The sequence below is a fragment of the Paenibacillus alvei DSM 29 genome, from assembly GCF_000293805.1.
GTDB lineage: Bacteria > Bacillota > Bacilli > Paenibacillales > Paenibacillaceae > Paenibacillus_B > Paenibacillus_B alvei.
Genome location: NZ_AMBZ01000008.1, coordinates 175,905 through 201,036, shown reverse-complemented (window position 1 = coordinate 201,036; position 25,132 = coordinate 175,905). Strand labels below are relative to the sequence as shown.

The window sequence follows — 25,132 nt, the reverse complement described above, 5'->3', positions numbered from 1 at the left end:
GTGTCTCAAACTATGGGAGCTTTATAAAGGCTCCTCAAATTTAAGTAGGGTACGCACTATATAAATATGGGGAGTTCCCCATAAATTATTGCCGTGAAAATAATTTATATTTGAAGTATAACTATATACATAAACAAGATGTCAGATATCAGAGTTCATAAATCAGAGAAAAAGTAAATCTACCATTCTAACCTGTTAAACCCTTAACCATAGAAAGAGTTGTTAACATTTATCAATATAAATTTGAGGAGGAATTACAAATAGCTTATGAAAAGGGGGAATTAAAGAGTGGAAAATGATAACTTGGATCACCGAAGATTTCTTAAATCGTCTAATTCCTATAAAATTGGAGAATACATTCCTGATGTTATCGTGCAAGATTCTAATGACATAAGCTTACAATGGCTCAAGGATTCGTTACATGGAAGTGCGATGTTTTTCTTTAGTAATAATTGTGAAGCATGCGACATAAATGTCGCATACGAAACTTGTAGAAGATACAACAAGTTTTGTTACGCTATATTTTGTGAGGGGTATGATGAGGAAGCAATATTGGAATTACAAAAAAATATACTAAAGAAAATATAAAGGTCTACTCGTATAAAGTGAAATATTTAATAGAGCAACTAAACGTAAGAGCAGTTCCTTACATGCTGGTAGTAAACAAAATAGGTCAAGTGATAGGTGCAGGTATAGTTAATACATGTGATCATGCTAATAAATTGATGGAACCTTTACTTCGTTTTATAGAGAGGGAATAATGAAGCGAGTATTACATATCGTTGGCTTGTCTTATCGTTCATTTTTAGAAGTGTATAAATTCGATAAAAGAACAGTAACTTTAATAATAGCTATATCTGTCTTTAGTTCTTTAAAAACTTATTTTGACATATACCTATCAAAAGTTATGGTTGACAACTTATTTGATGGGGATCATCAAATTCTCTTCTATGCGTTATTAGCTCTAGTAGTTTTTAAATTATTGTCTAGTTATCTCACTGCAGCATCTACAGCCAAAACTGCAAGATTGACCTATAAGTTCAATAACAAGAATGACGAGGAGTTAATTGACAAAATTGAAGGCATGGAATTAATCGCTAAAGAACATCCTCGGTTTAATGCAGATTTCCCATATCTTAAATATCAATAGCGTTGCATAAAAGAATCCCACTGCAAATATTAAAGGAAAGATATTGTTGCAGATAAAATAATTTACAGTTTTCTTGCTTTCATATAAGCCAAAAAGTTAAGGGTTCTATGAAAGCAAGTAGCCGCGCCCATTTGGTAATATCTATCATTTCAAGGAACTATTTTCCTGAATCTTAGGTCTTTACGACTTTCTGCCGACCTTTGGAAGTGCGAGCAGGCTTCCGAAAAACAGCTTCTCTGAACGTTTCCCAGGGCTGATACAGCATTGAGATAAGTAGTCGATGTAGATCTAATAAGCTCTTCGTTGTACCAAGCTCCATTTTCATCAAGAGCTGAAGGCTATATGCGATCAAACAAATGAGGATCTGATTCCATACCGCGTTCTCTTGCTCTCCATAGAAACGCGTCAGCTTCAGATGCTGTTTAACCCAACGGAAGAATGTTTCTATCTTCCAACGATTGCGATACAGCTCACTGATCTCTTCTGCTGTTAAATCAAAGCGATTGCTAATGATGCGGATCAGCTTACCCTTTAAATCGGTCGTTTCTACAAGTCGCAATGCCTCTTCCATCTGTTTCTTTCCTTTACCGATTCGAACCATTTGATCCCGATGGATCAAGGAGTTTTCGGCTACTGGAAATTCGGAGAGCGTCTCCACGACCGCGTTGTTCTTCAAACGAGTTACGAAAAAAATGCCTTCCCTGCAGTAATGATCATACTTCTTGTAATCGACATAGCCGCGATCGAACACATAGGTGGCTCCGGTTTCATCAATAAGAGCATCCATTTGAGTACGATCCGCAGGCTTCGCAGGTGTAAGCACTGCCTTTTCTGGATAAACCGTGTCCGGATCGCAAAAGGTTACTCGCAAATGAAGTTTGACACCGGATTTTGTTTTTCGGTACGTTGCCCATTTGTATTTACTTAAACATAGGCTCATCGTCGTGGAATCTAGCAATTTTACTGTGCCGATTCGCCCTGAAGCAGGACGGCTGTGCTCGCTGATTTTCAAGACCAGATCCGCAAATATGCTTTGCAAAACCTCACTGGAAAGCTTGTTGTTTTTCCTTGATAGCTGTGAGGTGCTTATGGACGTAATTCCAAGTTCTTTCTGGAACGCTTCGTTACACTGCAATTCAGTAACGATAGTTCGTAAACAGTCTCGCTGCTGCAGCTGTGCATCCATAAAGATCAAGAGATAGGCCAGTGAATGCAGCTTTTTAACGTACTTATCTTCGCCGGTTTTATCCGTCCAATCTGAAATGATTTGTGCATTTAGTGGTGCGACCCATTTACCAAATGATGAAAGTAGTGTATCCTTGTCCATGTACGATCTCCTATGATTAGGGATTTGGACAGGACTACCTGCTCCCCTAATTATGGAGATTTTTTCTTTGAATGGACGTCGATAATTTAACATTTTTAGTACAATTTAGAATTTGTAATTAGGTCTGAAATTTAATGCAACGCTATTGATTATTTAATTTAATTCCGAACTATGGTAGTTCAGCAAATATAGCATTTGCTTCACGAAGCATAAGTGCTTGGGCAGAAAATGATAATGTTGAATTTGGAAAGAGCATTAAAATACATTATGACTATAATGATTCAAAACGACCCGGCGTTAGAATTAACATATATCGTAATGGGCTATTTGTAGAACAACTTAATCATTATACAGATACGCTAACTTACACATCGTATAACGATGAAGGATCTTATAAGTTTGAAGTTAGACCGATGGATTCTTCTTCTAATTATTATGGTGAATGTATAGTAAGGGTGTACAAACATAGGGTAATTCTAATACCAGGGATTATGGCTTCAGAATTGTATCATGGGAAGGAAAAAGTATGGATTCCACCTTCTAATCCTATCACGGCTCCGTCTAAAATAAGAAAGTTAAAAATGTTAGATAATGGAACACAAGATGAGAAGACAAAGCTAGATTTTGGTTTACCGGAGCCTGAATACTATGAGTCTTTACATAATTACTTAAATAAACAATTTCATGTTGTTGACTTTGGATATGATTGGCGTTTTGGTGCGGAACATAACGCGGCTCAATTAAAGAAGGTTATAGATGCTGAGAAAGCTTCTTCTCCAAACAGCAAAATATATATCGTTGCCCATAGTATGGGTGGAATAGTAGCGACTAAATATATTAGTCAAGGTAACGATAAAAATGTTGATAAACTTGTAACTATCGGTACTCCGTATTTGGGTGCTCCTAAGGCAGCATATATATTTACAACAGGAAATGCTACAGGTACTATTGGTGACTTAGTTATAAGTGGAGCTATTCGTGATGTAATGCCAAATATACTATCAGCATACGAACTACTACCATCAAGGAAATATTTCACTCTAAACAATACACATTATATGTCTCATACTGAACATGTAGGTTATTTTAGAGATAACTATAAAACATTTAAGTATCCAAATTATGATTCTACACAGAGTTATTTGAAATCTACTAGCTGGGCAAATGTTCCCATGATTGAAAAGGCTGAAGCTTTTCATGATAAATTTAACATTCTGTATAATCTAAACTCAGTAGATTCTTATTATATTGTTGGGGACAAAATTGCAACAATGGGGGGAATTACAGTTTATGGTGGTTCTGAAACTATAAAAGATGTTAAATCAATTCAAGGTGATGGGACTGTACCAGTAATAAGTGCTAGTGTCGGAGGTAAACTGGAGCGTAGTAGAACATATTATATTCAAGAAGAGCATAGTAAACTACCAGGAAATAGTAGTGTTCAAAAACAAATAGAAAATATCCTCTTAGGCAATCCAATGACACTAGCACCTAAAATCCGGAGATCTACTGAAACAATTAAGACTCTAAAATTAAAAGTTGAATGTCCGGTCGATTTACACGTGTATGATAGTAAGGGAAATCATTTAGGTTCAACTGGTACATCTAGTTATGAAGAAAATATTCCTTTCGGAAGTTATTATACTGACGGTGAGACCAAAATTGCCTTATTAAATGATGGCGATTATAACGTTAAATTAAAGGGAAATGGTTATGGAGAGATGATATATTCCCTTATTTGGTCAAATGAAAATGATGAGGAAGTAAAAACGGTTAGATTTGATGAGATCAACGTTACACCCAATTCTATTTTTACTTCAGGAACTAATGAAAATGGAGAAGTTAGACTACAAGTAGATCAAAACGGTGATGGAACTGTTGATCAAACTTTATCTCCTTCCGTCAATCTAGATTCTAAAGGAACTCTAGATGAAACTCCACCAACTATTAGCACTCATATCGACGGTGTCAAAGGGATTAATGATTGGTATGGTAAAGGAGTTTATTACAATATACTAGGTGAGGATAAAGAATCTGGAGTTTATAAAATATACTATAATCTTAACGACTCTGGCTATCAAGAGTATACGGGCCCAATTCCTTTGCCTAATACCGGAATTTATAATTTTAAGTCATATGTCAGAGATAAGAATAGAAATGATTCGGAAATATTAACAGAAACAGTTAAGGTTGATACAACTAATCCAACTGTACCTACCATAACTGTAGAACCGATAAAATGGACAAATAAATTTGTCTCAATCACATTATCTGGGAGTGAAGATGCAGATAGCGGTTTTCAAAAATATCAATATAAAATAGGGCACGATGGTGATTGGAAAGACTATACCGCCCCAGTAATTATTGATGAAGAAGGACTACACAACGTCTATGCAAGGGCGATGGATAATGTATTTAATCTTAGTGATGAGGTTTCTGGGGAAGCAAAAGTAGATAAGACCCCACCTTCAAAGCCGGAAGGATTGGATACTTTTTTAGTGCGTCCAAATAAGATAGGTATTTCTTGGTCACCGTCTACAGATAACGTAGGGGTTACTGGTTATGATCTATACGTTGATGGAAAATTCGTAGCTAATACAGTAGAAACAAAGTTTGTTTTTGAAAAACTTATATCCAATAAAAGTTATACTTTTAAGATTATCGCACGAGATGAAGCAACAAACTCTTCTCCAGAAGCGATTTATGTGGCTCAGACATCAATAGGTCTTGCTACTGGAGAAAATCACAGTCTTCAAGTCCATGAGGATAAAACATTATGGGCGTGGGGGAAAAATGATTCCGGTCAACTGGGGGATGGCACCAAGACCTCCAAAACCACAGCGGTACAGGTGGTAGGGTTAGACGATGTCATTTCGGTAGCAGTCGGCTCAGAGCATAGTTTGGCACTGAAAAGTGATGGAACCGTTTGGGGCTGGGGGCGCAACTCAGTCGGCCAAGTGGGGAATGATGGTGCTGTATCCCTAATGCAAACGTACAGTAAGCCGGAGCAAGTCAAACATCTTACCGACATTATTGCAATAGCTGCCAAGGATAACAGTAGTTACGCCCTGAAGAAAGATGGAACTGTGTGGGCCTGGGGCAATAACCGTGAGGGGCAGTTGGGAGATGCCACGACTACCAATCGGAGTGTTCCGGTACAGGTTGTGGGTGTCAGCGGTGCAAGCCAACTAGCAGCAGGAGGTTATTACACTTATGCGCTAAAAACCGACGGAACCGTTTGGGGCTGGGGTTTTGGATCTGCTCTTCTCGGAAGCAATGGCACCGACAGTTCCAGAGCGAGCCTGATGCCAGGCCTGACAGGAATTAAGAGTATTGCAGCAACGAGGAACTCAAATGGTACTGGATTAGCGCTGAAAAAGGATGGCAGCGTTGGGGTTTGGAACTCCAGAAGCTATACCCCAGTCAGCGGCCTAAGCAACATAGAGGCGATTGCGGGGGGCAGCAGCAACTACGCGATAGCAGCAGATGGAAGCGTATGGAACTGGACTAGTGGAACACCGACGAAAGTGTCTGGGCTCAGTGACCTGAGTGCAATCACGCTTGGAACGAATTACACGGTGTTCTCGAAAACGGACGGAAGCATCTGGGCCTGGGGAAGCATTAACGACGCAGGCCAGCTGGGAGACGGAACAACCGTGGCCCATAGCACGCCAGCGTTGGTAAAAGAAAATGAGGCACCAAAAGTAAGCCTGACGTATCCTCTAGGTACGGAGGATGCGCCTGAGATCAGTAATGTAAGCACCCCTTCGATTCGCTGGAGCCAAGAGGATGCGGCGTTTACCAACTTCTCGGCATACGAAGTCCAAGTGCTGGATGCTAGTGGCACAGTGATTGTAGACTCCGGTGTAGTCGAGCAGGCGGTAACGGCTACAGCCAATGCATGGACGATGACGGAGCCTCTACCGGCAGGCCAAGCATTCCAAGTACGAGTGAAAGTGAACGATGAGCAGCAGTGGTCGGATTGGTCGGCGGTTGGTTGGTTGAAATACATGATATACACTGATTTACAAGTAGGAATTAATAGTGAAAAAACAGGAATATTAGCAGGAGAGAATACAACGGTAACTTTTGCTGTATACGGTAAAGATAGAATGATTGATACTAACTTTAACGGACTTCATAATGTAACTATTTCTGGTTATAAAACAACACAAAAAGATGAATTCGGCTATTTTGGCGGTGAAAAACTAAAATCGGATTCTACAAGTGTTGATATCAATTTTACTCAAGGAGTCGCCGAGATACCGTTATCGTTAAATGAAATTGCTCCATACAGATTCTTATTCCTGCTAGATGGTATTGAAATTGGTAATTTACAATTAGAAGTCGTTCCGTGAAAAGGGGAAACTGAAAGGTAATATATCAATGCTCACTAATATTGAAGGAACTGTTTTTCCTTAATGACCTTTAAAGTAAGTGATGCCAATTCTGAGTGGAACTAACGTTCTATCTTGAAGGAAAAGTAATATATTTGGATACCCCAATAATCCATTGGGAAAAATGGATTATTGGAAGAAAATTATTATTTAATTGGATTTTATAGAACCCATTTAATTATTATCTAACATTATCTATGGGGTGATGAGTGATTCAATTAAATATGCAAAAATAACAATATAAAAAACCCAGTACACATATGGACTGACCCCTTTTTGAGAGACAGGGATCAAAACACCTTACAAGTTTAAGCAGCCAGTCGTCGAAAATTAATCGGCGACTGGTTATTTAGTTTCGTTTGAATGCGAATTGAGTTATAGTAAGTAATGTAATCTCGAACGGTCTGCTCAACGATTGCCGTCGTTGTGCAGGTCAAGCCTTCGAGATAGAACGTTTCAGACTTTAGTGTGGAATGAAACGATTCGATGGGGGCATTATCAGCGGGCGTTCCCTTACGGGACATGCTCATGGTAATGCCTTTTGCTTTTATTGCTTCTTGGTAAACCTGAGACGTATATACACTTCCTTGATCGCTGTGAAGCATCATATCTGAACGTAGCGGAAGCTGATTCAGCGTATCAAGAACAAAAGAAGTGTCTTGCTTGTCTGCTATACTGTAAGCCACGATCTCTCCGTTATACAAGTCTAAAATACTTGATAAGTATAGTGTTTTTCCGCCGTAAGGCAAATACGTAATATCAGTCACGAGTTTTTACATCGGAGCAATTGCTTGAAATTGACGCTTTAACAGGTGTTCCGCGACATGTGCTGGCTGTCCAGTAGGTTTGCGTTTCTTCACTTTAACTCGGCATTGTAGTCCTTCACGTTGCATAATTCGCTGTACACGTTTGTGATTAATTTGTTGTTCCATTCGAAGCAGTGACGTGATCTTTCGGTACCCATAACGGAATTTATGTTCCGTACAGAGCTCTCGAATTTTCCCTACGGCATTATCTACACGCTTAGCTCTGCAAGATGATTTCCAACGATAATAATTAGATCGAGGAATCCCTAACCATGCACAGGCTTGAGTAATACTTATTTCTCCTCGAATGGACTCCATCCAAGCGATGACTACTTCAGGTGACACCTCCTTTCCAACTCCTTGTACTTTTTTAGAACCTCTAACTGCTGCTTAAGAAAACGATTCTCTGCTTTCACTTTTTCAAGCTCTGATAGATATTCTGGGCCTTTGCCGTAGCTGTATTGCTTACCTACTGGCTGCTTCAGGCGATAGAGTTCACCTTCCCGATACCATTTCATCCAGACTTTTAACTGAGTCTCATTTTTGATGTTTAGCTCGTTCATTACTTCTTTCACAGGAATACCAGCTAATCTCATTTCGATTGCTTTCAATTTTACTTCCGCCGGGTAACTCACTCTAGTTGTCAACGCAAAAACACCTCCAAGATTGTCTCCCTTATCTTACGATATAAGGATATTTCTCTTAAAGGTGTTTTGATTTGTCTCACGTTATGGGGTCAGTCCCCATATTAGTACTGGGTTTTTTTGTGGAATGAGTCATTTTTCCGAACATACAATCAGACTCAAATGAAGTTCTCATTATTTAACTTTTGTTACATACAAAGAACGAAACCTATAAATAAAACTCCTTAATGATAATCGCAAAGCCATTTTTCAATAATATAACGACAGAAAGAGCAAATAACGAACTTATAATTTGGATGAATGGATTCGTCACAAAAAAGTAGAGCTCTTCCGCATCTTTTCGATTAGGTTATCGCCAAAGTATTGAAAAATGCATTTCTGGCATATGGATGCCAGTATATTCAATGTGCTACAGGAAGTAATCGTTATTCTTGGTTATCAGGTATTGTTTAAAATGATTACGAAGAGGGTTTTATTCTATTCAGCAGTGCGATCGAACGGTCTTCAAGCAGTCTTGCAAAGAGCTTTATTCAGGTCATTGAGAGAATATATTAAGAACCTCAAGACCCTAATGAGTATAGAATTCACTTATTCAGGTGGACAAAACCAAGTATTGTCTGAATTCACAATCAACCTGGAGGGAAAGAATAGCGCCCGTCGAACCAAATGGCGCTGGTTAATCAACATTCGTGAAACTTCTGCTTCGTGGAAAGGGCAATAACATTTTGGACAGATATCCGTGAGCTTCATTTGTGCCCAGTATCAAAACTTGTAGAGTGTCGTCTTTCAAGAAAGGTATGCGTTCTCATTGAAGGAGAATATTGACGGCAGATTACCAGCAAGCGCCGTCTGTATAATCTTCAATAATGTAGGATGAACAGGGATTGTCGATTCAGTTCATTTGTTTGCTGGGACTTATTACATACAGTCTTGTTTTATACTGGGCAACTGTCTAGGAGTACAAGATCCTGTGCCTTCATAATACGGCCAGTTCGTCTTCTGGATAGAATAAGTTCATTCTCTTCAGCAGGGCGGGGCATACCTTCTACACTCCTGAGTACGCAGGACATGGAGCTAAGATCGATCCTAAAGTAACCCATGAAGAGATCACAAAATCAGTAGTAGACTACATAAAAAAGAATAATATGCATAATATTTCCTGGTAGGCCACGGCTCTGGGGGAATCATTATCGCTAAAGTAACGGAACAGCTGAGGATTATAGGGCGGGAAGGAGGAGCGTTTCGATGGTGGTGGAAATTATCAGCGATATCGCATGTCCGTGGTGTTATGTGGCCAAAACAGAGCTAGTTCGGTTCAAACAAGGAGGAATAGGATTTGATTCGAAAATTGTCAATGATTTTGATGATGATGGTACTATTCGGTTCTGAAGTGATGGTGGTCTCTGCCGAGACTGCTTCCTACACAGACGGAACCTACACATTAGAAATGAATAACGAGGATCCTTCTTTTGATTCGACAGTAAAACAACGAATGATTGATACCTTCTTTATCGTATATCCTCAAATGGTTGCACGTTTCAATGGTCAGGCAGCTCGGAAAGTATATTTTACAATTGATCCGACATACTCTGGTGTTGCGGAAGCAGGAGGGGGCAAGGTTAAATTCAGCTCTAATTGGCTGCGAAAGAATCCGGAAGATATCGATACGGTGACCCATGAGTTAATGCATATCGTTCAAGCCTACCCTGGGGGGAGTCCCGGATGGATAACCGAAGGGATCGCGGATTATGCCCGTTATAAATATGGTAGAAATAATGGTCCGGCAGGATGGTCCCTGCCTAATTATAGCCCTGATCAAAAATATACGGATAGTTACCGAGTTACAGCTCGCTTTTTCGTATGGCTGGAAAATCGAATCCGTCCGTCGATTGTCAATGAGATGGACTTCAATCTTCGTAATCGAACTTATAGTGAACAATTATGGGTGAACTTGACTGGCCAAACTGTCGATCAGTTATGGCAGCAATATTCAATGGATCCAAACTTGACTAGTAACGATGTGCTTGTGGGAAGACCCTATAAATTCATTAATGTAAACAGTGGAAAAGCATTGGATGTTCAAGGATCAGGGGCATCGAATGGCACAAATGTTCAGATTTATTCAGATAACGGATCAGCAGCTCAACGTTGGACCGTGTATCGAAACCAAGACGGCACATATAAACTGATTAACGCAGTTAGCGCCAAAGCACTGGATGTGCAAAGTTCGGGGACAGCAGACGGTACAAACGTGCAGGTTTGGGATGACAACGGTTCAAGTGCACAGAAATGGGATTTCATACGCAATACAGATGGCTCGTATAAACTAATTAATAGTAACAGCAATAAGGCTCTGGATGTATCCGAATCAGGCACGAACGACGGTACGAACGTGCAGATCTGGACGGATAATAGAACCGCTGCCCAAAAGTGGAAGTTAGTACTTTTAAATTAATAGGGGTATGAATTCATATGACCAGTTAGATCAGATTTCGTTCGGATAGCTCTTTGGATTTATATTCATGATAGCAGAACTTTCTAATCAGTTATTAACGGTGTTATTCAATCGAAATGAACATCTTTGTAGGATCATGTTGTAAATTTATTTGAGTCGCGGTTGCGGCTCTTTTTTTCTGTGTCAATTAACAAATACAAAGTATTTCTGTGGATGAGCAATGCTTTAGCTGTTTCACTTCTATTAAGATGGCTAAAAAAGTAATTCTCTAACGTCACGATATAACTCGTTCCACGCAGTTGGTCATGTTCATAAATATTGGAGTCTATGAAGTGATAGAATGAATGGTCGTAAAAATGGGAACAGCTTCCGCTTTGGGGGTAAAACAGCCAAACATCAATAAAAATATCATATAAAAATCGCAGAAAAACTTCATTGACATTCTATATGTTAATGCGGTTTTAAATTTTGAATCATAAAAATGTAAAAACTATTTGACATACATGGATGTAGATACATATAATTAAAATGTAAAAACTATTTTACATTTAGTAAGGAGAAATGATGTTTATGAAAGACTTTAAAAAAATGGATGAAATGGAGAAATATATTTCCTCTAAAAGTGTATTTTGGACTTATGCTTACATGGTCACTTTTCTTGCAGTTTGGATAGTTTTTAATTTACTCAATAAGATGTCTGTTACTGTACCTTTATTTTTATTTATTACACAAATATTGTTGCAGAGCATAATTAGGTCAACTTTAAAGAAAAAGATGAATTGGCGATGAAGAATAGAATTAGTGATGATCCGCTATTCAAATGAGGATGTCGATCGCCGGGCAGCTCTATCTGCCGAAATTTTACTTGAAACCAGAAACAAAAATGGAGCCATCGTTTGGATGAGCTCCATTTTCGCTTTTTACAACATTTAACTTCCATTATTATATGGAAATAATTTGTTGGTATTTTGATCACGTTTTGATGAAAACTCTGAGTTATACTTAGTTACGTCGTTGGCAATTAAGGCCGAACGATTCGTATACGAAGGCAAAAATCGCTTTATTTTTCAAGGTCGAACACGAAAAGAAAGAGGTGAATGGTGTTGAAAAGAAAAGCTATGCGTCTTCTTGCAATACTTTGTGTAGTAGTAATGTTGTTACCTTCCGTTGTATTTGCTGCAGATAAAAAGGAAACAAGCATCATTGTAGCAACTGGAAAAGATGTTCCTACAGGTGGTATTCTAGGAAGCCTTCCAGAGAAATACCCTGCAAATGCTGTTGAGTTTGTTACGCAAGATGGAGTTAAATTATGTGGTTATGTGTTAGGCAGTGGTAATAAAGGTATCACACTTGGTCATGAAAATGGATGGATGGTTGATAGCTGGCTTCCTTTTGCTGAAAGACTTGTAAAGGAAGGATATATGGTGATTCTTTGGGCATTTAGAAATGATGAACCTTCTGATTCGGTATCTGGAGATGCAACTTATCGTAGGGATTTAGATGTACTGGCTGCTGCTCAGGTGTTAAGGGAACGTGGTGCAACTAAAATCTTATCTATGGGAGCATCTATAGGTGTTACTTCTACAGCTGTTGCTGCGCCAAATATACCGGAATTAGTAGGATTAGGAATATTATCTTCTCCACGACAATTTGGTATAAATCCGGCAATAAGCGCGTTGGAGGCTGTTAAAAAGATAGATGTACCAGCTTTTTTCGCGGTATCAGAGAAAGATCCTACCGGAAATTATTATGATGAAGTCAAAGCTCTTTATGAGGCATCCGCCTCAAAACAAAAGCAGTTTCACGTTATCGATAGTAGTGAACATGGTACAGATATGTTGTCTGAGGAGGGCAGGTATTCCAAGCTTTCCAAGGATTCGACTGGTGAACAAAAACAAGAACGTAAAGCATTAGCCGACAAACTGTTGCTTTTTGTCAATAATTCCTTTGGCAAGACAACTAGTACAGATGATGATAGTAATAAATCATCTAACAATACAGCCAACCACAATACATCAGACAATGTTGATACAAACAAAACAGAGATGACGGCATTTATGAATCCTACGATCATAGGAGCGGGAATATTATTTATTCTTGCTATCGTAGCCATCATAATGGTTAAAAAGAAGAAGTAGGATATTTTATCTTGAAAGTCTTACCACCGCGCATGCGCAGTCATGAAAGAAAGCAAAAGGGACTAACCCGTGAAGGGTCAGTCCCGGCAACTGCGTCTTGTGATTATTCTACAAGCTTCCAGGATTCATCGCTGCCCGGAATGCTCTTCGTCCACCACTTGGCTTGGTAGAGCTTGCCCTCATAGCGAACCAAATTGCCTTCTACATACACATTGCCCGGCACGTAATCCACACTGCCGTCTTCATTTGGAATCACTTCTTTTTCCCATGCTTGGGAGGAATCCGGCGCTTGGCCTTGTACCCACCATTTTGCCGTGTATTTCTCTCCTTTGTAGATAACCGTATCCCCTTGATAGTAGATCTTGGTCGGATCATACGTATCCGCAAGCCCGTCGAGAACGGTAATATTGCGCTCTACAGAGGCTTGCAAACCTTGATTGTCTTCTACGGTGTACATCAGCTTGTAGGTTCCCGGAGTAGAGGAATCCACCGTTCCTTCGATCACGATGCGATCGGTCAGGTCGCCGTCCTCTTCATCTGTAGCGGTAACCCCATCTTTCGGATCGAAGTGCTCGCCAACGAGAACCGTTTTATCTGTTGCACCATGAATGACTGGCTTGTGATTCATCTTTTCTGCCACAGTGATCGTACGTTCAACAACCGCTTGCAGCCCTTGGCTGTTCTCTACGGTATACACCAGCTTATAGGTTCCTGTAGCAGAGGAATCAACTGCTCCTTCGATCATAATGCGATCGGTCAGGTCGCCGTCCAATTTGTCCGTAGCGGTAACTCCTTCTCTCGGATCGAATTGTTCGCCAACGAAAATCGTTTTATCTGTTGCGCCATGAATCACGGGCTTTGTAGCAACCGGCGGGGTGCTTCCATTTCCGAATGCTTTGAAAATATCGGTATATTGATATTGCGCCGTTACGCCATTGTTGTTTTCCAACATCGCATCCCGATTCATCGACCAGAAGGAGGTCATCGCCAGCCCTTTCTCGATCGCATGATCCACAACCAACTGGGACCACTCTGTCGTAAAGATTGGATGAGCCGCGCCTTCAAAGCCGATGGATGGCGTCGTTCCAACCGTAAGCGTCTTGATCCGTTAGATCCGTGTTGGCAAATTGCTTGAAGTACTGCTTGACTTGATTCTTCGTCGAATCAACGGCTCTCAACGAAGCGGAACCATAGTTCTCGCCAGGCAGGAGCGTTCCGCTGCCATAGCACATCGTCATGATGTTCACGACTTTGACATCCACGCCGGCAGACAAGTAAGCTTCCAATACATCCAATTGAACAGAAGTCAGACCGCTTGGCAGTACAGGAAGTGTTAATACAATATCGACTCCCGTTGCATCCTGAAGCTTCTTAATCGCCTGCGCGTTAGCGACATTCAGCGCTTTGTTCTGAGCGCCGCCCTCAATGTCGAGGTCTAATCGGGTTAGTCCATAGCCTTGAACAATTTCCATATACGTATGGAAGAGGGTATCGGTGTCTTGAGTCACTTCCCAAAACGATACGCCATTCAAACCGCCCAGCGAGATCGTGACATCGCCGCCCATTTCGCGAATTTCCCGAATAGACTGCTTAATCCCTTGGTATTGGGTGTTATCCGCATTCTTTTCATTCAATACGGAATATCCTCCCCAGCCCCATTGCACTTTGCCGTCCGCGATTTGCTGCGAACTGGATTGAATAAAGCCGAGATTGAAAAATTTCACGCCGGTATCCTCGGAAATTCTAGCGAGGTTAGGGGCGCCGTTGTTGGAGTATCCTGGCTTGGTAACCCATGCAACCATATCAACGAATGGAGAATTGACTTGCTTCGGCCACTCGATTCCTTGGCCAACCCCAAAATCATATCCCGGGGCTGTCGCTTCGATAACGGAAATGGTGCGTTTTTTCTCGACCGTTAACCCTTGCGAATCTGTAACGGAGTACACCAGCTCATACTTGCCGGTAGCATTCGTATTAACATCTCCCGTCACGGCAATACGGGAAGTCAGATCTCCGTCTTCTGCGTCCGTAGCAGTTACGCCGGCCAGCTTATCAAAGTTGTCGCCAACTGTAAGCGTCAGATCTGCTATGCCATGCAAAACAGGCGGTTGATTCTTGCTTGGAGCTTCTTCGACAACAGTAATGGTGCGTTTTTTCTCGACCGTTAATCCTTGCGAATCCGTAACGGAGTACACCAGCTCATACTTGCCGGCTGCATTCGTATTAACATCTCCCGTCACGGCAATACGTGATGTGAGATCTCCGTCTTCTGCGTCCGTAGCAGTTACGCCGGCCAGCTTATCGAAGTCGTCGCCGACTGTAAGCGTCAGATCCGCTACGCCATGCAAAACAGGCGGTTGATTCATGCTTGGAGCTTCATCACCCAGAATGAGTTGTCTGTTCATTTCCGGGCTGTTATTCGACACCCGCTGAACCAGCTCCATGCTTGTAATCTTGGCATCTCCCTTCAGTTTGAACGTATAGGATCTACCAGTTTCAATCGTTTTTGCATCATAGACCGATTTCAAATCGACGACCGTGTAACCGTTCTCATTCGTTACGGTTCCCGCCAAATAATCGCCGGAAGTCAACGGCCCATCGGCTTGGATGTAAAGCTTCGGCAGCTTAACCGTTTTTGCTCCTCTTTCCACCGCTTTCAACACTTGATTCGATTCGGTCAAAGACTCGTTATTGAAGAGGGTAATTTCATACCCTTTGCTGTTGCCCCAAGCCTCAGTATACGGTTTCACATCCGCCGTTACGTCCAGCTTGGTATATTGGATTTCATGTGTTGTCAACGCCTGGCTTCCGAAGAGGCCTTCTTTCGTTGCCTTTGTTAATTTGTCGCGCTTGGCAGGATCCGTAGTAGGGGCATCATTGGAAGCCATCCAAGCAATGACGCCGCCCAGACCGTTTTCAAGCACATATTTCGTTTTCTCTTGAATAGATCTTTCATTGTCATACGTGTAGAATACGCCAGTTGTCCCATCATACAGATATGGAGCTTTGGCGGCATCATCCCAATATTCCTTGAGATTCGGGTAAGTGGCCTTCAGCTTGTCGAGGTTGCGATAAGACCAAATCCCTGTTCGGCGGCCGCCGTCCCCAATAGCGAGCGCTGCTTCGCCAACCGCGCCGCGGGATGGAGTCAGATCCGCATCCTTCGCGGATAGTGCCGCATCGCCGAATAAACCCGGATGATTCGGATCGGATCCTTGCGACACTTTATCCCAGCCGCGAGTATAGTAGGCTGCCCCGATCACAATCTTATTCGGCTCAGCACCTTGCTGAATCAAATAATTCACGCTCTCGTCGATGGACAGGTTGTTGCCCGTGAGCGGGTCGTTCGGGTTCGTATACAAGCCGGTATGGTGGCCGCTTACTTCATCCCATGCGCCGCGCATGTCATAAGTCATAATGTTGGCAAAGTCTACAATGTTGAACAGTCTTGGCACATCAATGCCGATATCAATCTTGCTCTTCGGCGCTGGAAGCGCAACAGACAGTTCATATGCTTTACCAAGCTCGGCTCCTTGCTTATTCAATGCGTTTTTGATGTCTTGCAGGAGCAAAATATAATTGTTTTTGTCCTCCGGCATGGCGTATTTCGTACCTTCATCGTTCTTATTATCGACCAAATCGGGCTGTCGAACTTCAGCCGGGAACTCCCAATCGACATCCACGAAGTCCATGTTTGTGTACTTGATGAATTTCATGACATTTTGGATCAGATTCGCCCGTTTTGAAGCATCGGCTGCTACGACAGCGAAGTCGCCTGATTTCGACCATCCGCCAAGAGAGATGCCGATCTTCAGATTCGGGTTTTCTGCGCTATTGCTGCAGGGCGATAAGGATGCCTGCATTGGCCGCTTGCCATTGAACGCCATCCTGGCCGACAGGCGCTTCTACAGCCGCATCCTTGTCCGTAAATACAAGGTTGCCTTGGGCATCAAAATCGAGAAACGCATAGTTCAAATGGGTTAATTGATCGGCCGGAATATCCTTGGGATAAAAGTTTCCTTGTCCTCCCCAAATTGACCAATCGCCATAGTACATGACATTCCGGATTTCCTTTGTTGCATTTTTGACCACAGGTTCCTGTGCTGCGGAAACAGTCGTTCCTGCGTAAGCCGGCGCCAACGAAGATACGAACATCATGATGGTCATTACCGTCATTGCGAACAATCTTCGGGCACTCCGCTTTCTCCCAGTCTTCATCCGTTATTCACTTCCTATCAATAGATTTTATTAATAGGCAGCTAGGGTGGGGCATCTCGCCATGAATCATACAGAAACAACGAATACGACTAATAGAGATGGGGTTCTATTAATCGGCGTCTGGCAGGCATGGAATTTCTTCCTTAGCCCCTTTAGTTTTGCGTCACTAGATTTCCCTAGCTTTGCCTAGTCGTGCTTGTGCAAACATGCATACTCTTGCATAACGATACATGTTTACACCGTTAAATATACAGCAGTTTCGCGTTTCGTTAATGGGTCATGCGGCTCAAATGTGAATATATGAACATAGGACGATATTATTATTCAGTTGAAATCTATCATGTTGAAATTCGGATGGAATAAGGGGATGTATGTTAATTCCATATGGTTTGATACTGGACATCAAGCCTGTAACTGCAACGTTCCCTTGTTACTCCTTGTAATGCTTTTTTACAGATTCTTCATGTCCGGAAAGGCTTGGGCAGTAGGTCTTAGGGAGGATGGGAGATGTATTGCAGTGTGGGTGAACGAGCCAGAGTTCGCAAAATAATAACGGAATATAACTTTCCTTATAAGTCAAATTCATGCAACTAAATAGTTCCTTGGATGGTTTTAAAAGGATTTATCCTTCGTTTTTGGGTAATTATACCTCGTCCATAAGTTGGAGAATCAGGAATAAAACAGTGGTCTGACGATCATTTTTCAAAAACGGAACCAGGATTGCTTTGACAGGTAATCCATTTTATTTTATAGTAAGTAACACACTAACTACTAAAGGAGTTGCCATGGAAGAACTTTTTTAAAGAACTTCAGAAGTGGGGCTTTTCGCAATATGAATGTAAGGCGTATATAGGGCTGTTAAAAAATTTCCCCATTACCGGATATGAAATAAGTAAAAGGTCAGGTGTACCTCGTTCAACGATTTACGAAGTGTTAGCAAAATTAATGGATAAAGGTGCGGTTTATACAGTACCTTCTGACCCTGTAACCTATGCACCCTTACCCGCAAAAGAATTAATCCGTCGCTTGCGTAATGACTTTGATAATTCTATGGATTATCTGGAAAAGAATTTATCTGCGTTAGAAAGTGAACAGGAAGTAGATGTCATTCGACGCATCAGCAGTGATGAACGCGTTGCGGCCGAAATGATTGACATTATCGATAAAGCGGAAGAAGAAATATGGTTGTCGATTTGGGAACCGCAAGTCTCTTCTGTAAAAGGTGCTGTAGATAGGCGGATAAAAGAGGATATTCACGTTTTTTCGATTCTTTTTGGAGCGCCTGAGATTCGGCTTGGTGTAACGACTCATCACAATTATATGGCTCCAGAAGTAGCTGAGGAACGTATGAATGGTCGCTTAACGATTGTTGCACGGGACAATGAAGAAGTATTAATTGCAAACTTTTCGCCAAACACACCGGCATGGGCGGTAAAAACAGAAGACCCTGCACTTGTGTTAATTGCGATGGAATACATCAGACATGACATTATGTTTTCAGAATTAGTGAAAGAAGTGGGGCCAGAGAAAACAGAAGCACTTTGGAAAAACGACCCTAACCTATTTCATGTTGTTACTGGAAAACGGTTCAAATAAATTGAACCGTATTTTCTTTCTCTTTTTCATAGTAGTTAGTGTGTTAGCTTCTAATGTTTAAAAATAAGGAGGGGATGAAATGAGTCTGTCGAATGTCCAAATGAATTCGACTCAGAAAGATGAAGACAGCTTTATCCAAGGAGTAAAAGATTGTATCCCTACCTTACTAGGGTATTTAAGTATCGGATTAGCTGCTGGCGTAATCCAAAAAACTGCGGGACTTAGCATAGCTGAGATCGCTCTAATGTCTTTAATTCTTTATGCGGGCTCAGCTCAGTTTATTGCTGCAGGAATGATCGCAACAAGTAGTTCGCTTACTGCTATAATTATTACGATTTTCTTTGTTAATCTTCGTCATATTTTACTTAGTGCAGCACTAGCACCTTATTTTCGGCATCTTTCTCCGCTTCGAAACATGCTGGTAGGCTCTCTACTCACCGATGAGACATTCGGTGTCGCGATTACCGAGGCTGCAAAGAAAAACGAATCAGTGAGAAATGGATGCATGGCCTCAACATAACCGCTTATATCAATTGGTTTGCAGCTAATGTAGCAGGAGCATTTTTGGCACAATGGATTTCAAATCCTGAGAAATTCGGACTAGCATTTGCCTTACCCGCTATGTTTATTGGCATTCTCATCCTCTCCATGTTAGGGCGAAATAAAATCAAACTGGATATCTTTGTCGCCATTATCGCAGTTGTCATTGCAGTGGGAAGTTCTTTCGTGTTATCCAGCAGTATGGGGGTTATTATTGCTACAATTATTGCCTCAACAATAGGAATGGTGGTGGAAAAATGGAAGTAAGATGGGACATTTTTGATTATTCTCGGCTCAGCGTTTGTAACGTTCCTTCCAAGGGTTGTTCCTCTTATGGTGCTTAGTCGTTTTGAATTGCCAGAATGGGGAATGCGATGGTTAAATTATGTTCCGATTTCTGTCATAGCAGCTCTGATAGGTCAAGAGATATTTATCCATGATGGAAAGATTCCACCGCTTACAAATAACATCGAATTTTTTGCAGCCATACCGACTTTTTTGATTGCGATAAAAACACGAAGTTTGCTGGGAACCGTAGTGGGAGGTATTATTTCCATTATCATTTTACGCTTTTTGTTTTAAAATGAGATCTTAATTTCGTCAGGTTCCACGTTTACATGCAACACCACTGCTATTGGAAAGAGCATATTTGTCCATTATCGGCAAACCCGCGCAGTGTGCGGGTCTTTATCTATACATGAGCCTGTTCTTCGATATAAGGACAGGCTTTTCGTACATCTAAAAGAAGCACCGACTAGATACCTCCCTATTTTAAATGCGTTCCTTAAAAACACCATTCCATGTTTGAACACCTTTGGCGAGATTGCATTTACAGATGCGAAAAAATGGGAATAAAGCCCTTTTTTCTTTTATGGTCAAGTCCTCTACATATATCCAATACTAAATCGATAAATTTGAATAAATTATATAGATCTTTGTGCTTCTTACTAATGCTCAAGGAGGAATCATATGGATGACTCGTGTGTACTCGGCCCCATCGACCCGGAGGAAAGGCGATGTAAAGCGTACCAAATTCGGAAACAAGCCGCCATTGAAGAAAAGTTGCGCAAAATCCTGCCGCAGCCCTGCAATCACGATGAAAAAAAATATCCGAACAAAATCGGGAACTTCTCGAAAGGCCTGCCGCATAACGTTCTTGGAGAAGTTGATCAGCATGCTTACAAGACCTATCTCAAAGCATTAAAAAGCGGAAAGCCAAGTAAATTTGAAAAAATTCCGCTCGGGGGAACGCTCAAGCTCGTTAATCCGCAAGCCTCATACGTGTATGATCTTGCCGGACCCGACGGGCATTCATTAACGATTCCAGCTCCGCCTTCGATAAACAGTGCTGCGGCCGCCAGCGATATGGTCGAACTGTATTGGGCATCGCTGTTGCGCGATGTTCCTTTCAATCGGTACGATAGGGATCCATTAGCGGCTGCAGCAGCGGAAAACCTGTCAAATCTGACGGATTTTTACGGACCCAAAATAAATGGACAAGTAACGCCGCAAACCTTATTTCGCGGCGTTACGCAAGGCGATCTGGCAGGTCCATATCTCTCGCAATTTTTATATAAAGAGATTCCATTTGGCGCCACTGCCATTATTCAAAAATACAAGGTTCCTTTGGCAGAACAACATTTTTTAACGGATTATCAATCATGGCTAAGCATTCAAAATGGCGCTGCTCCATCTGCTTCTATTGCCTATGATCCAGAGCCCCGATATTTAAGAAACGGAAGAGATCTAAGCGAATGGGTGCATAAAGATTTTTCTTATCAAGGTGTGTTAATGGCCTGTTTATATTTGTTGAGCTTGGGGCCTTCCGCACTTGACCCGGCCAATCCGTATTTCCAATCGCGCACCCAGACTGGATTTGTCACCTTTGGTGCTCCGTATATTTTGGATTTGGTCGCTCGGGCCGCGAATTTCTCGATGGAATCTGCTTGGTATCAGAAGTTTCTGGTGCATCGGAGACTGCGACCGGAAGAGTTTGGCGGTCTCGTTCAAAATCAACGAACGAACACAGTAAATTATCCGATTAACCATCAGCTTCTGGATTCTCCCGCAGTTGAACTAACCTTCAATAAATATGGCACTTACTTGCTGCCGCAGGCTTACCCGGAAGGTTGCCCGGCACATCCTTCTTATCCGGCAGGTCATGCCGTAATTGCCGGCGCAGGCGTCACCATGTTAAAGGCGTTCTTCAAAGAAGATTTTGTTCTGCCGAATCCAGTTATAGCGAGCGACGACGGCCTGACCCTTGAGCCTTTTAACGGGGCGCCGCTCACAATAGGCGGTGAATTGAATAAGCTTGCCAATAACTTGGGCATCGGTCGGGGATTTGCAGGCATTCATTATCGTTCCGACTGCTTCCATGGAATGAATCTGGGCGAGACTGCCGCCATTGGTTTGCTTCGCAACTACAGGCATACGTTTAACGAACCATTCCGCGGATTTACGCTTACGAAATTCGACGGCACAACCATAATTGTAAAATGATCGCCTGGGCATAAAGCGGCCTCAGTTTTCCTCGAAAAGTAGTGCAAGGTGTTTTATGAAAATAAAGATTGTTAGGAAACAGTGACAGTATGGACGAGAAAATAAAGTCCTAGACTGTCACTGTTTATATCACTAGCGTCTGACGTTCCTGACGCATCCATTTACTCCCATTTGAAGAAGCGAAGAGACATACTCATACATGTCACTGTAAGCACAATCATCACAACCACGGGGATGATGACACGATCCATTGGCAAGCCAAGTGAAGCGGCCTTCAACATCTTAATGCCCTGTGTCAGCGGTAATATATCGACCACTTTTTGAAGCGCTGCAGGCATAACTTCATAAGGCAAGGTAGCACCAGAAAAAATAAGCATTGGAAAATATAGCAGGCTGGCTACAGCACTTGCTATTTTCATGTTTGGCGCGAGTCCACCCACCAGTAGTCCTATGCTGAACATGGACAGCATAACCAGTAAGTATGCGCCTAAAAATTGCAGCCACGAGCCATGAAATTGATAACCAAAAAAATCGCTGCAGTCATATAAACGAGGATAAGGGAAGCAATGGAATAAAGGGCATAGATTACAACTTGTACGGCTAATATAAGAGCGGGACTGGTCGGCGTAACCTTAAAACGTTTTAGTATCCTCCTGCTTCGATAATCGGATACCACTAGAGGAAGTCCCATAATTCCGCCAGCGCATATTGCAATCGTGGCCACCGCTCCAAACGATTGTTCCAGGAAGGTATAAGCTGCGCCATCGAATGCTAGCTTATTTCCGAAAATTGTGCCTAAAATGATCACGACGGCGACTGGCATGCAGATCGCAAAGATGAACATGTCCATCCCGCGAAGAGACAGTTTGCACTCTGTTTTGAGCAGCGCCCTAAATGCTCTCATTTTCTTTCCTCCTCATCTGTATACCAAAGATATGCATCCTCAAATTTCTCATGAGGACTGGCCGCAATCGCTTCCTGTACGGTTCCGCAAAAAATGCTTTTCCCTTTATTAAGAATCATGATTTTGTCACACAGAGCTTCCACCTCGTCCATAAAGTGAGAGGTCAACAGAATGGTTAACCCTTCTACTTTTAAATCAGCAAGGCTTTTCCACACATCCCGTCTTGCTCTCGCATCTAGCCCAGTAGTCAACTCGTCTAAAAATACAACCTCGGGATTTGGAATTAACGCAAGAACGATGAACAGTCGTTGCTTCTGTCCTCCCGAAAGCTCGCTTACATGACTTTTCAGCTTGTCGGAAAGTCCAAATTGATGTAACAAGCGCGTGTAATCCTTAGCGGTTTTGTAAAGAGATGCAGTGACCTCACAAAGTTCCGACACTTTTATTTTCTGTTGGTAATTGGCTTCTTGAAATTGAACACCGACCTTCTCAAACAGCTTTTTACGTTCCGTTTGCGGATTCATTCCCAATATGGCCACCGTACCGCTGTCCTGTTTTTTGGTGCCTAATATACACTCAATGGTGGTGCTTTTTCCTGCACCGTTTGCGCCCAGCAAGCCGAATACTTCACCACGACAAATCGATAGGTTTAGATGTTCAACCGCTTTGACGTTGGCGTAAGATTTGCTCAAGTTTTCTACCTTGATCGTCGTTTCCACGTTATCCAATCCCTCCTAAATGCTCTCTTTGCATAAATAAAATAACACCAGAGCAAAGTCTGGTGTTAAAGTGTAGGGTTTGTGGTAATTGCTTTTTCATTTTCTCAAGGTGTGCGAGCATCATTCGTGTGTAACCGTTTCAAGCTGGTATCAAACTCTTTCTCGATTGATTCGTCTCGTTGATAGGTAAATAGGCTTATGGCAATACTGACAATAAGGTTGACAATAAATCCGGGAATGATTTCGTATATATCTTTCGTAATTTGCAGATCAATATTTTTCCAAATGATTACTGTTGTTGCGCCTGCTAACATTCCGACAATGGCGCCCCAATTGGTCATTTTTCTCCAGTACAGGCTTAACAGGATAACGGGGCCAAAGGAAGCGCCAAAACCGGCCCAGGCATAAGCGACGAGACTTAAAATGGTTTTGTTTTCACCGCCCAACGCAAGCAGGCAGGCGATGACTGAAATCGTTAGAACAGCCATTCGTCCAAAGAACACAAGTTCTTTGTCAGAGGCATTTTTACGCAGAATCAGCTTATATAAATCTTCTGTTAATGCACTAGAGGTTACAATGAGCTGAGAAGAAATCGTGCTCATGATTGCAGCCAATACGGCAGCAAGGACAAGTCCGGCAATAAACGGATGGAATAAAATTTGTCCAAGTTGAATGAAGACAGCTTCTGGATTAGACAATGTATAATTTGTTTGTGTAAAAAAAGCAAGACCCACCAATGCTGTTAATGAAGCGCCAAGTAATGAAGCAACCATCCAGCCCATACCAATGCGTCGTGCAGTTTTGGTCTCTTGTACAGAGCGGATGGCCATAAAGCGGACGATAATATGCGGTTGTCCAACATAGCCAAGTCCCCAGGCAACTGCAGAGATGATGCCGAGCGCAGTAGTACCGGCAAATAAGTCCAGGAGGGACGGATCTATGGCTCTGATTGTATCAACGGTGTTGGCAAACCCACCGGTCTCGTTCATTGCTAACACCGGTACAAGGATAAGGGCAAGCAGCATGATAAGCCCTTGGACAAAGTCCGTCCAACTGACCGCAAGAAAGCCCCCAAACAATGTATAGGCTACAACCACTCCGGAAACGAGGAGCAGCCCCGCTATGTAAGGAAGGGAGAAGGAATTTTCAAAAAAGACGGCTCCTGCCACCATACCTGAGGAAACATAGAACGTAAAGAAAGTTAGGATAACAATAGAGGAAACGATCCGCAGAAGTTTGGTGCGATCCTTAAATCGATTTTCCAAAAACGACGGAATGGTAATGGAATTCCCGGAAACTTCCGTGTATGTGCGCAAACGTGGGGCAATAAACAGCCAGTTAAGATAGGCGCCAACCGATAAGCCAATGGCAATCCAGATATTTGACAGTCCCGTTAGGTAAATCCCTCCCGGAAGCCCCATTAAGAGCCATCCGCTCATATCGGAAGCGCCAGCACTTAAAGCAGTTACAGCAGGCCCTAAGGAACGTCCCCCTAACATATAGTCCGTCAAGTTGGTCGTTTTTTCGGAAAGCATACCACCCTATACCTAGCATAGTTGCCATATATATCACGATGGCAATCAATTTTGGGGTATTTTCTAACACTGTTCCACCTCGTTTAAAAATGATTATTTATTCAATGTATAACCAACACATTAACATATTGACCTGAATTTCGAAAGTGAGTTGAAGGCTGTAAGTGGGATGTTCGTACAATGTTATCTGGGAGCGTCAGA

13 protein-coding genes, 5 pseudogenes and 1 riboswitch are annotated in these 25,132 nt (G+C 42.0%); of the genes and pseudogenes, 9 read left to right on the top strand and 9 right to left on the bottom strand.

What is annotated here, in order from left to right; translation table 11 throughout:
- Nucleotides 1-760: 760 nt before the first annotated feature.
- Nucleotides 761-1,150, top strand: coding sequence for a hypothetical protein (locus tag PAV_RS23580; RefSeq protein WP_005550390.1), 390 nt, complete (start codon nucleotides 761-763; stop codon nucleotides 1,148-1,150).
- Nucleotides 1,151-1,322: 172 nt separating this feature from the next.
- On the opposite strand, the gene PAV_RS23575 is transcribed toward PAV_RS23580, so the two are convergent.
- The gene (locus PAV_RS23575) at nucleotides 1,323-2,477 is read right to left on the bottom strand and encodes an IS4 family transposase (RefSeq protein ID WP_005543483.1); all 1,155 of its coding nucleotides are present in this window, start codon (nucleotides 2,475-2,477) and stop codon (nucleotides 1,323-1,325) included.
- 413 nt (nucleotides 2,478-2,890) lie between these two features.
- Between PAV_RS23575 and PAV_RS32730 the strand changes: the two genes are divergently transcribed.
- Nucleotides 2,891-6,835, top strand: a complete 3,945-nt coding sequence (locus PAV_RS32730) for an alpha/beta fold hydrolase (protein WP_005550388.1) — start codon at nucleotides 2,891-2,893, stop codon at nucleotides 6,833-6,835.
- A gap of 347 nt (nucleotides 6,836-7,182) precedes the next feature.
- Here the strand turns inward: PAV_RS32730 and PAV_RS23565 are convergent.
- Nucleotides 7,183-8,327, bottom strand: a pseudogene (locus PAV_RS23565) (IS3 family transposase).
- Between the two features lie 1,333 nt (nucleotides 8,328-9,660).
- Here PAV_RS23565 and PAV_RS32725 point away from each other — a divergent pair.
- Entirely contained in the window at nucleotides 9,661-10,779 is a 1,119-nt protein-coding gene (locus tag PAV_RS32725; protein ID WP_005550383.1) for an RICIN domain-containing protein, read from the top strand.
- 134 nt (nucleotides 10,780-10,913) lie between these two features.
- Here PAV_RS32725 and PAV_RS37755 read toward each other — a convergent pair whose 3' ends face one another.
- Entirely contained in the window at nucleotides 10,914-11,057 is a 144-nt protein-coding gene (locus PAV_RS37755) for a helix-turn-helix domain-containing protein (protein ID WP_372515462.1), read from the bottom strand.
- 292 nt (nucleotides 11,058-11,349) lie between these two features.
- Between PAV_RS37755 and PAV_RS23540 the strand changes: the two genes are divergently transcribed.
- Both PAV_RS23540 and PAV_RS32720 read left to right on the top strand, forming a co-directional pair.
- The gene (locus PAV_RS23540; protein WP_157267222.1) at nucleotides 11,350-11,568 is read left to right on the top strand and encodes a hypothetical protein; all 219 of its coding nucleotides are present in this window, start codon (nucleotides 11,350-11,352) and stop codon (nucleotides 11,566-11,568) included.
- A 314-nt stretch (nucleotides 11,569-11,882) separates the two neighbouring features.
- On the top strand, nucleotides 11,883-12,917 hold the full coding sequence (locus PAV_RS32720) for an alpha/beta hydrolase (RefSeq protein WP_051135205.1): 1,035 nt from the start codon (nucleotides 11,883-11,885) through the stop codon (nucleotides 12,915-12,917).
- A 103-nt stretch (nucleotides 12,918-13,020) separates the two neighbouring features.
- On the opposite strand, the gene PAV_RS35575 is transcribed toward PAV_RS32720, so the two are convergent.
- Genes PAV_RS35575 through PAV_RS36500 form a run of 3 tightly spaced genes read right to left on the bottom strand, consistent with a single transcriptional unit; the run spans nucleotide 13,021 to nucleotide 17,135 of the window.
- Entirely contained in the window at nucleotides 13,021-13,932 is a 912-nt protein-coding gene (locus PAV_RS35575; protein WP_238555911.1) for an immunoglobulin-like domain-containing protein, read from the bottom strand.
- Nucleotides 13,933-13,978: 46 nt separating this feature from the next.
- Nucleotides 13,979-16,804 carry a glycosyl hydrolase family 18 protein gene (locus PAV_RS33780; RefSeq protein ID WP_238555908.1) on the bottom strand — a complete coding sequence of 942 codons (2,826 nt, stop codon included), beginning with the start codon at nucleotides 16,802-16,804 and terminating at the stop codon, nucleotides 13,979-13,981.
- Nucleotides 16,749-17,135, bottom strand: a complete 387-nt coding sequence (locus tag PAV_RS36500; RefSeq protein ID WP_051135204.1) for a glycoside hydrolase family 18 protein — start codon at nucleotides 17,133-17,135, stop codon at nucleotides 16,749-16,751. Before PAV_RS36500 ends, PAV_RS33780 begins: the two co-directional genes overlap by 56 nt.
- Nucleotides 17,136-17,247: 112 nt before the next feature.
- Nucleotides 17,248-17,332: riboswitch (cyclic di-GMP riboswitch) on the bottom strand.
- A 583-nt stretch (nucleotides 17,333-17,915) separates the two neighbouring features.
- Here PAV_RS36500 and PAV_RS23520 point away from each other — a divergent pair.
- The 4 genes and pseudogenes from PAV_RS23520 to PAV_RS23505 all read left to right on the top strand — a co-directional run bounded on the left by PAV_RS23520 (nucleotide 17,916) and on the right by PAV_RS23505 (nucleotide 21,773).
- On the top strand, nucleotides 17,916-18,731 hold the full coding sequence (locus PAV_RS23520; protein ID WP_005550379.1) for a TrmB family transcriptional regulator: 816 nt from the start codon (nucleotides 17,916-17,918) through the stop codon (nucleotides 18,729-18,731).
- Between the two features lie 79 nt (nucleotides 18,732-18,810).
- Nucleotides 18,811-19,538 (top strand): annotated as a pseudogene (locus tag PAV_RS23515) (AzlC family ABC transporter permease).
- Nucleotides 19,529-19,853 (top strand): annotated as a pseudogene (locus PAV_RS23510) (AzlD domain-containing protein). Before PAV_RS23515 ends, PAV_RS23510 begins: the two co-directional pseudogenes overlap by 10 nt.
- Nucleotides 19,854-20,240: 387 nt before the next feature.
- Nucleotides 20,241-21,773 carry a vanadium-dependent haloperoxidase gene (locus PAV_RS23505; protein WP_005550376.1) on the top strand — a complete coding sequence of 511 codons (1,533 nt, stop codon included), beginning with the start codon at nucleotides 20,241-20,243 and terminating at the stop codon, nucleotides 21,771-21,773.
- Between the two features lie 161 nt (nucleotides 21,774-21,934).
- On the opposite strand, the pseudogene PAV_RS37410 reads toward PAV_RS23505, so the two are convergent.
- The 3 genes and pseudogenes from PAV_RS37410 to putP all read right to left on the bottom strand — a co-directional run bounded on the left by PAV_RS37410 (nucleotide 21,935) and on the right by putP (nucleotide 25,001).
- A pseudogene (locus PAV_RS37410) lies at nucleotides 21,935-22,617 on the bottom strand (ABC transporter permease).
- A gap of 56 nt (nucleotides 22,618-22,673) precedes the next feature.
- Nucleotides 22,674-23,396, bottom strand: a complete 723-nt coding sequence (locus PAV_RS23495) for an ABC transporter ATP-binding protein (RefSeq protein ID WP_005550370.1) — start codon at nucleotides 23,394-23,396, stop codon at nucleotides 22,674-22,676.
- A 104-nt stretch (nucleotides 23,397-23,500) separates the two neighbouring features.
- Nucleotides 23,501-25,001, bottom strand: a pseudogene (gene putP, locus PAV_RS23490) (sodium/proline symporter PutP).
- Nucleotides 25,002-25,132: the final 131 nt, after the last annotated feature.

What these genes read in the sequence shown, in the direction of transcription:
- PAV_RS23580 (WP_005550390.1), top strand. Translation starts at nt 761, where the DNA reads ATGAAGCGAGTATTACATATCGTTGGCTTGTCTTATCGTTCATTTTTA.
- PAV_RS23540 (WP_157267222.1), top strand. Translation starts at nt 11,350, where the DNA reads ATGAAAGACTTTAAAAAAATGGATGAAATGGAGAAATATATTTCCTCT.
- PAV_RS32730 (WP_005550388.1), top strand. Translation starts at nt 2,891, where the DNA reads ATGGATTCTTCTTCTAATTATTATGGTGAATGTATAGTAAGGGTGTAC.
- PAV_RS23575 (WP_005543483.1), bottom strand. Translation starts at nt 2,477, where the DNA reads ATGGACAAGGATACACTACTTTCATCATTTGGTAAATGGGTCGCACCA.
- PAV_RS23505 (WP_005550376.1), top strand. Translation starts at nt 20,241, where the DNA reads ATGGATGACTCGTGTGTACTCGGCCCCATCGACCCGGAGGAAAGGCGA.
- PAV_RS33780 (WP_238555908.1), bottom strand. Translation starts at nt 16,804, where the DNA reads ATGGCGTTCAATGGCAAGCGGCCAATGCAGGCATCCTTATCGCCCTGC.
- PAV_RS36500 (WP_051135204.1), bottom strand. Translation starts at nt 17,135, where the DNA reads ATGAAGACTGGGAGAAAGCGGAGTGCCCGAAGATTGTTCGCAATGACG.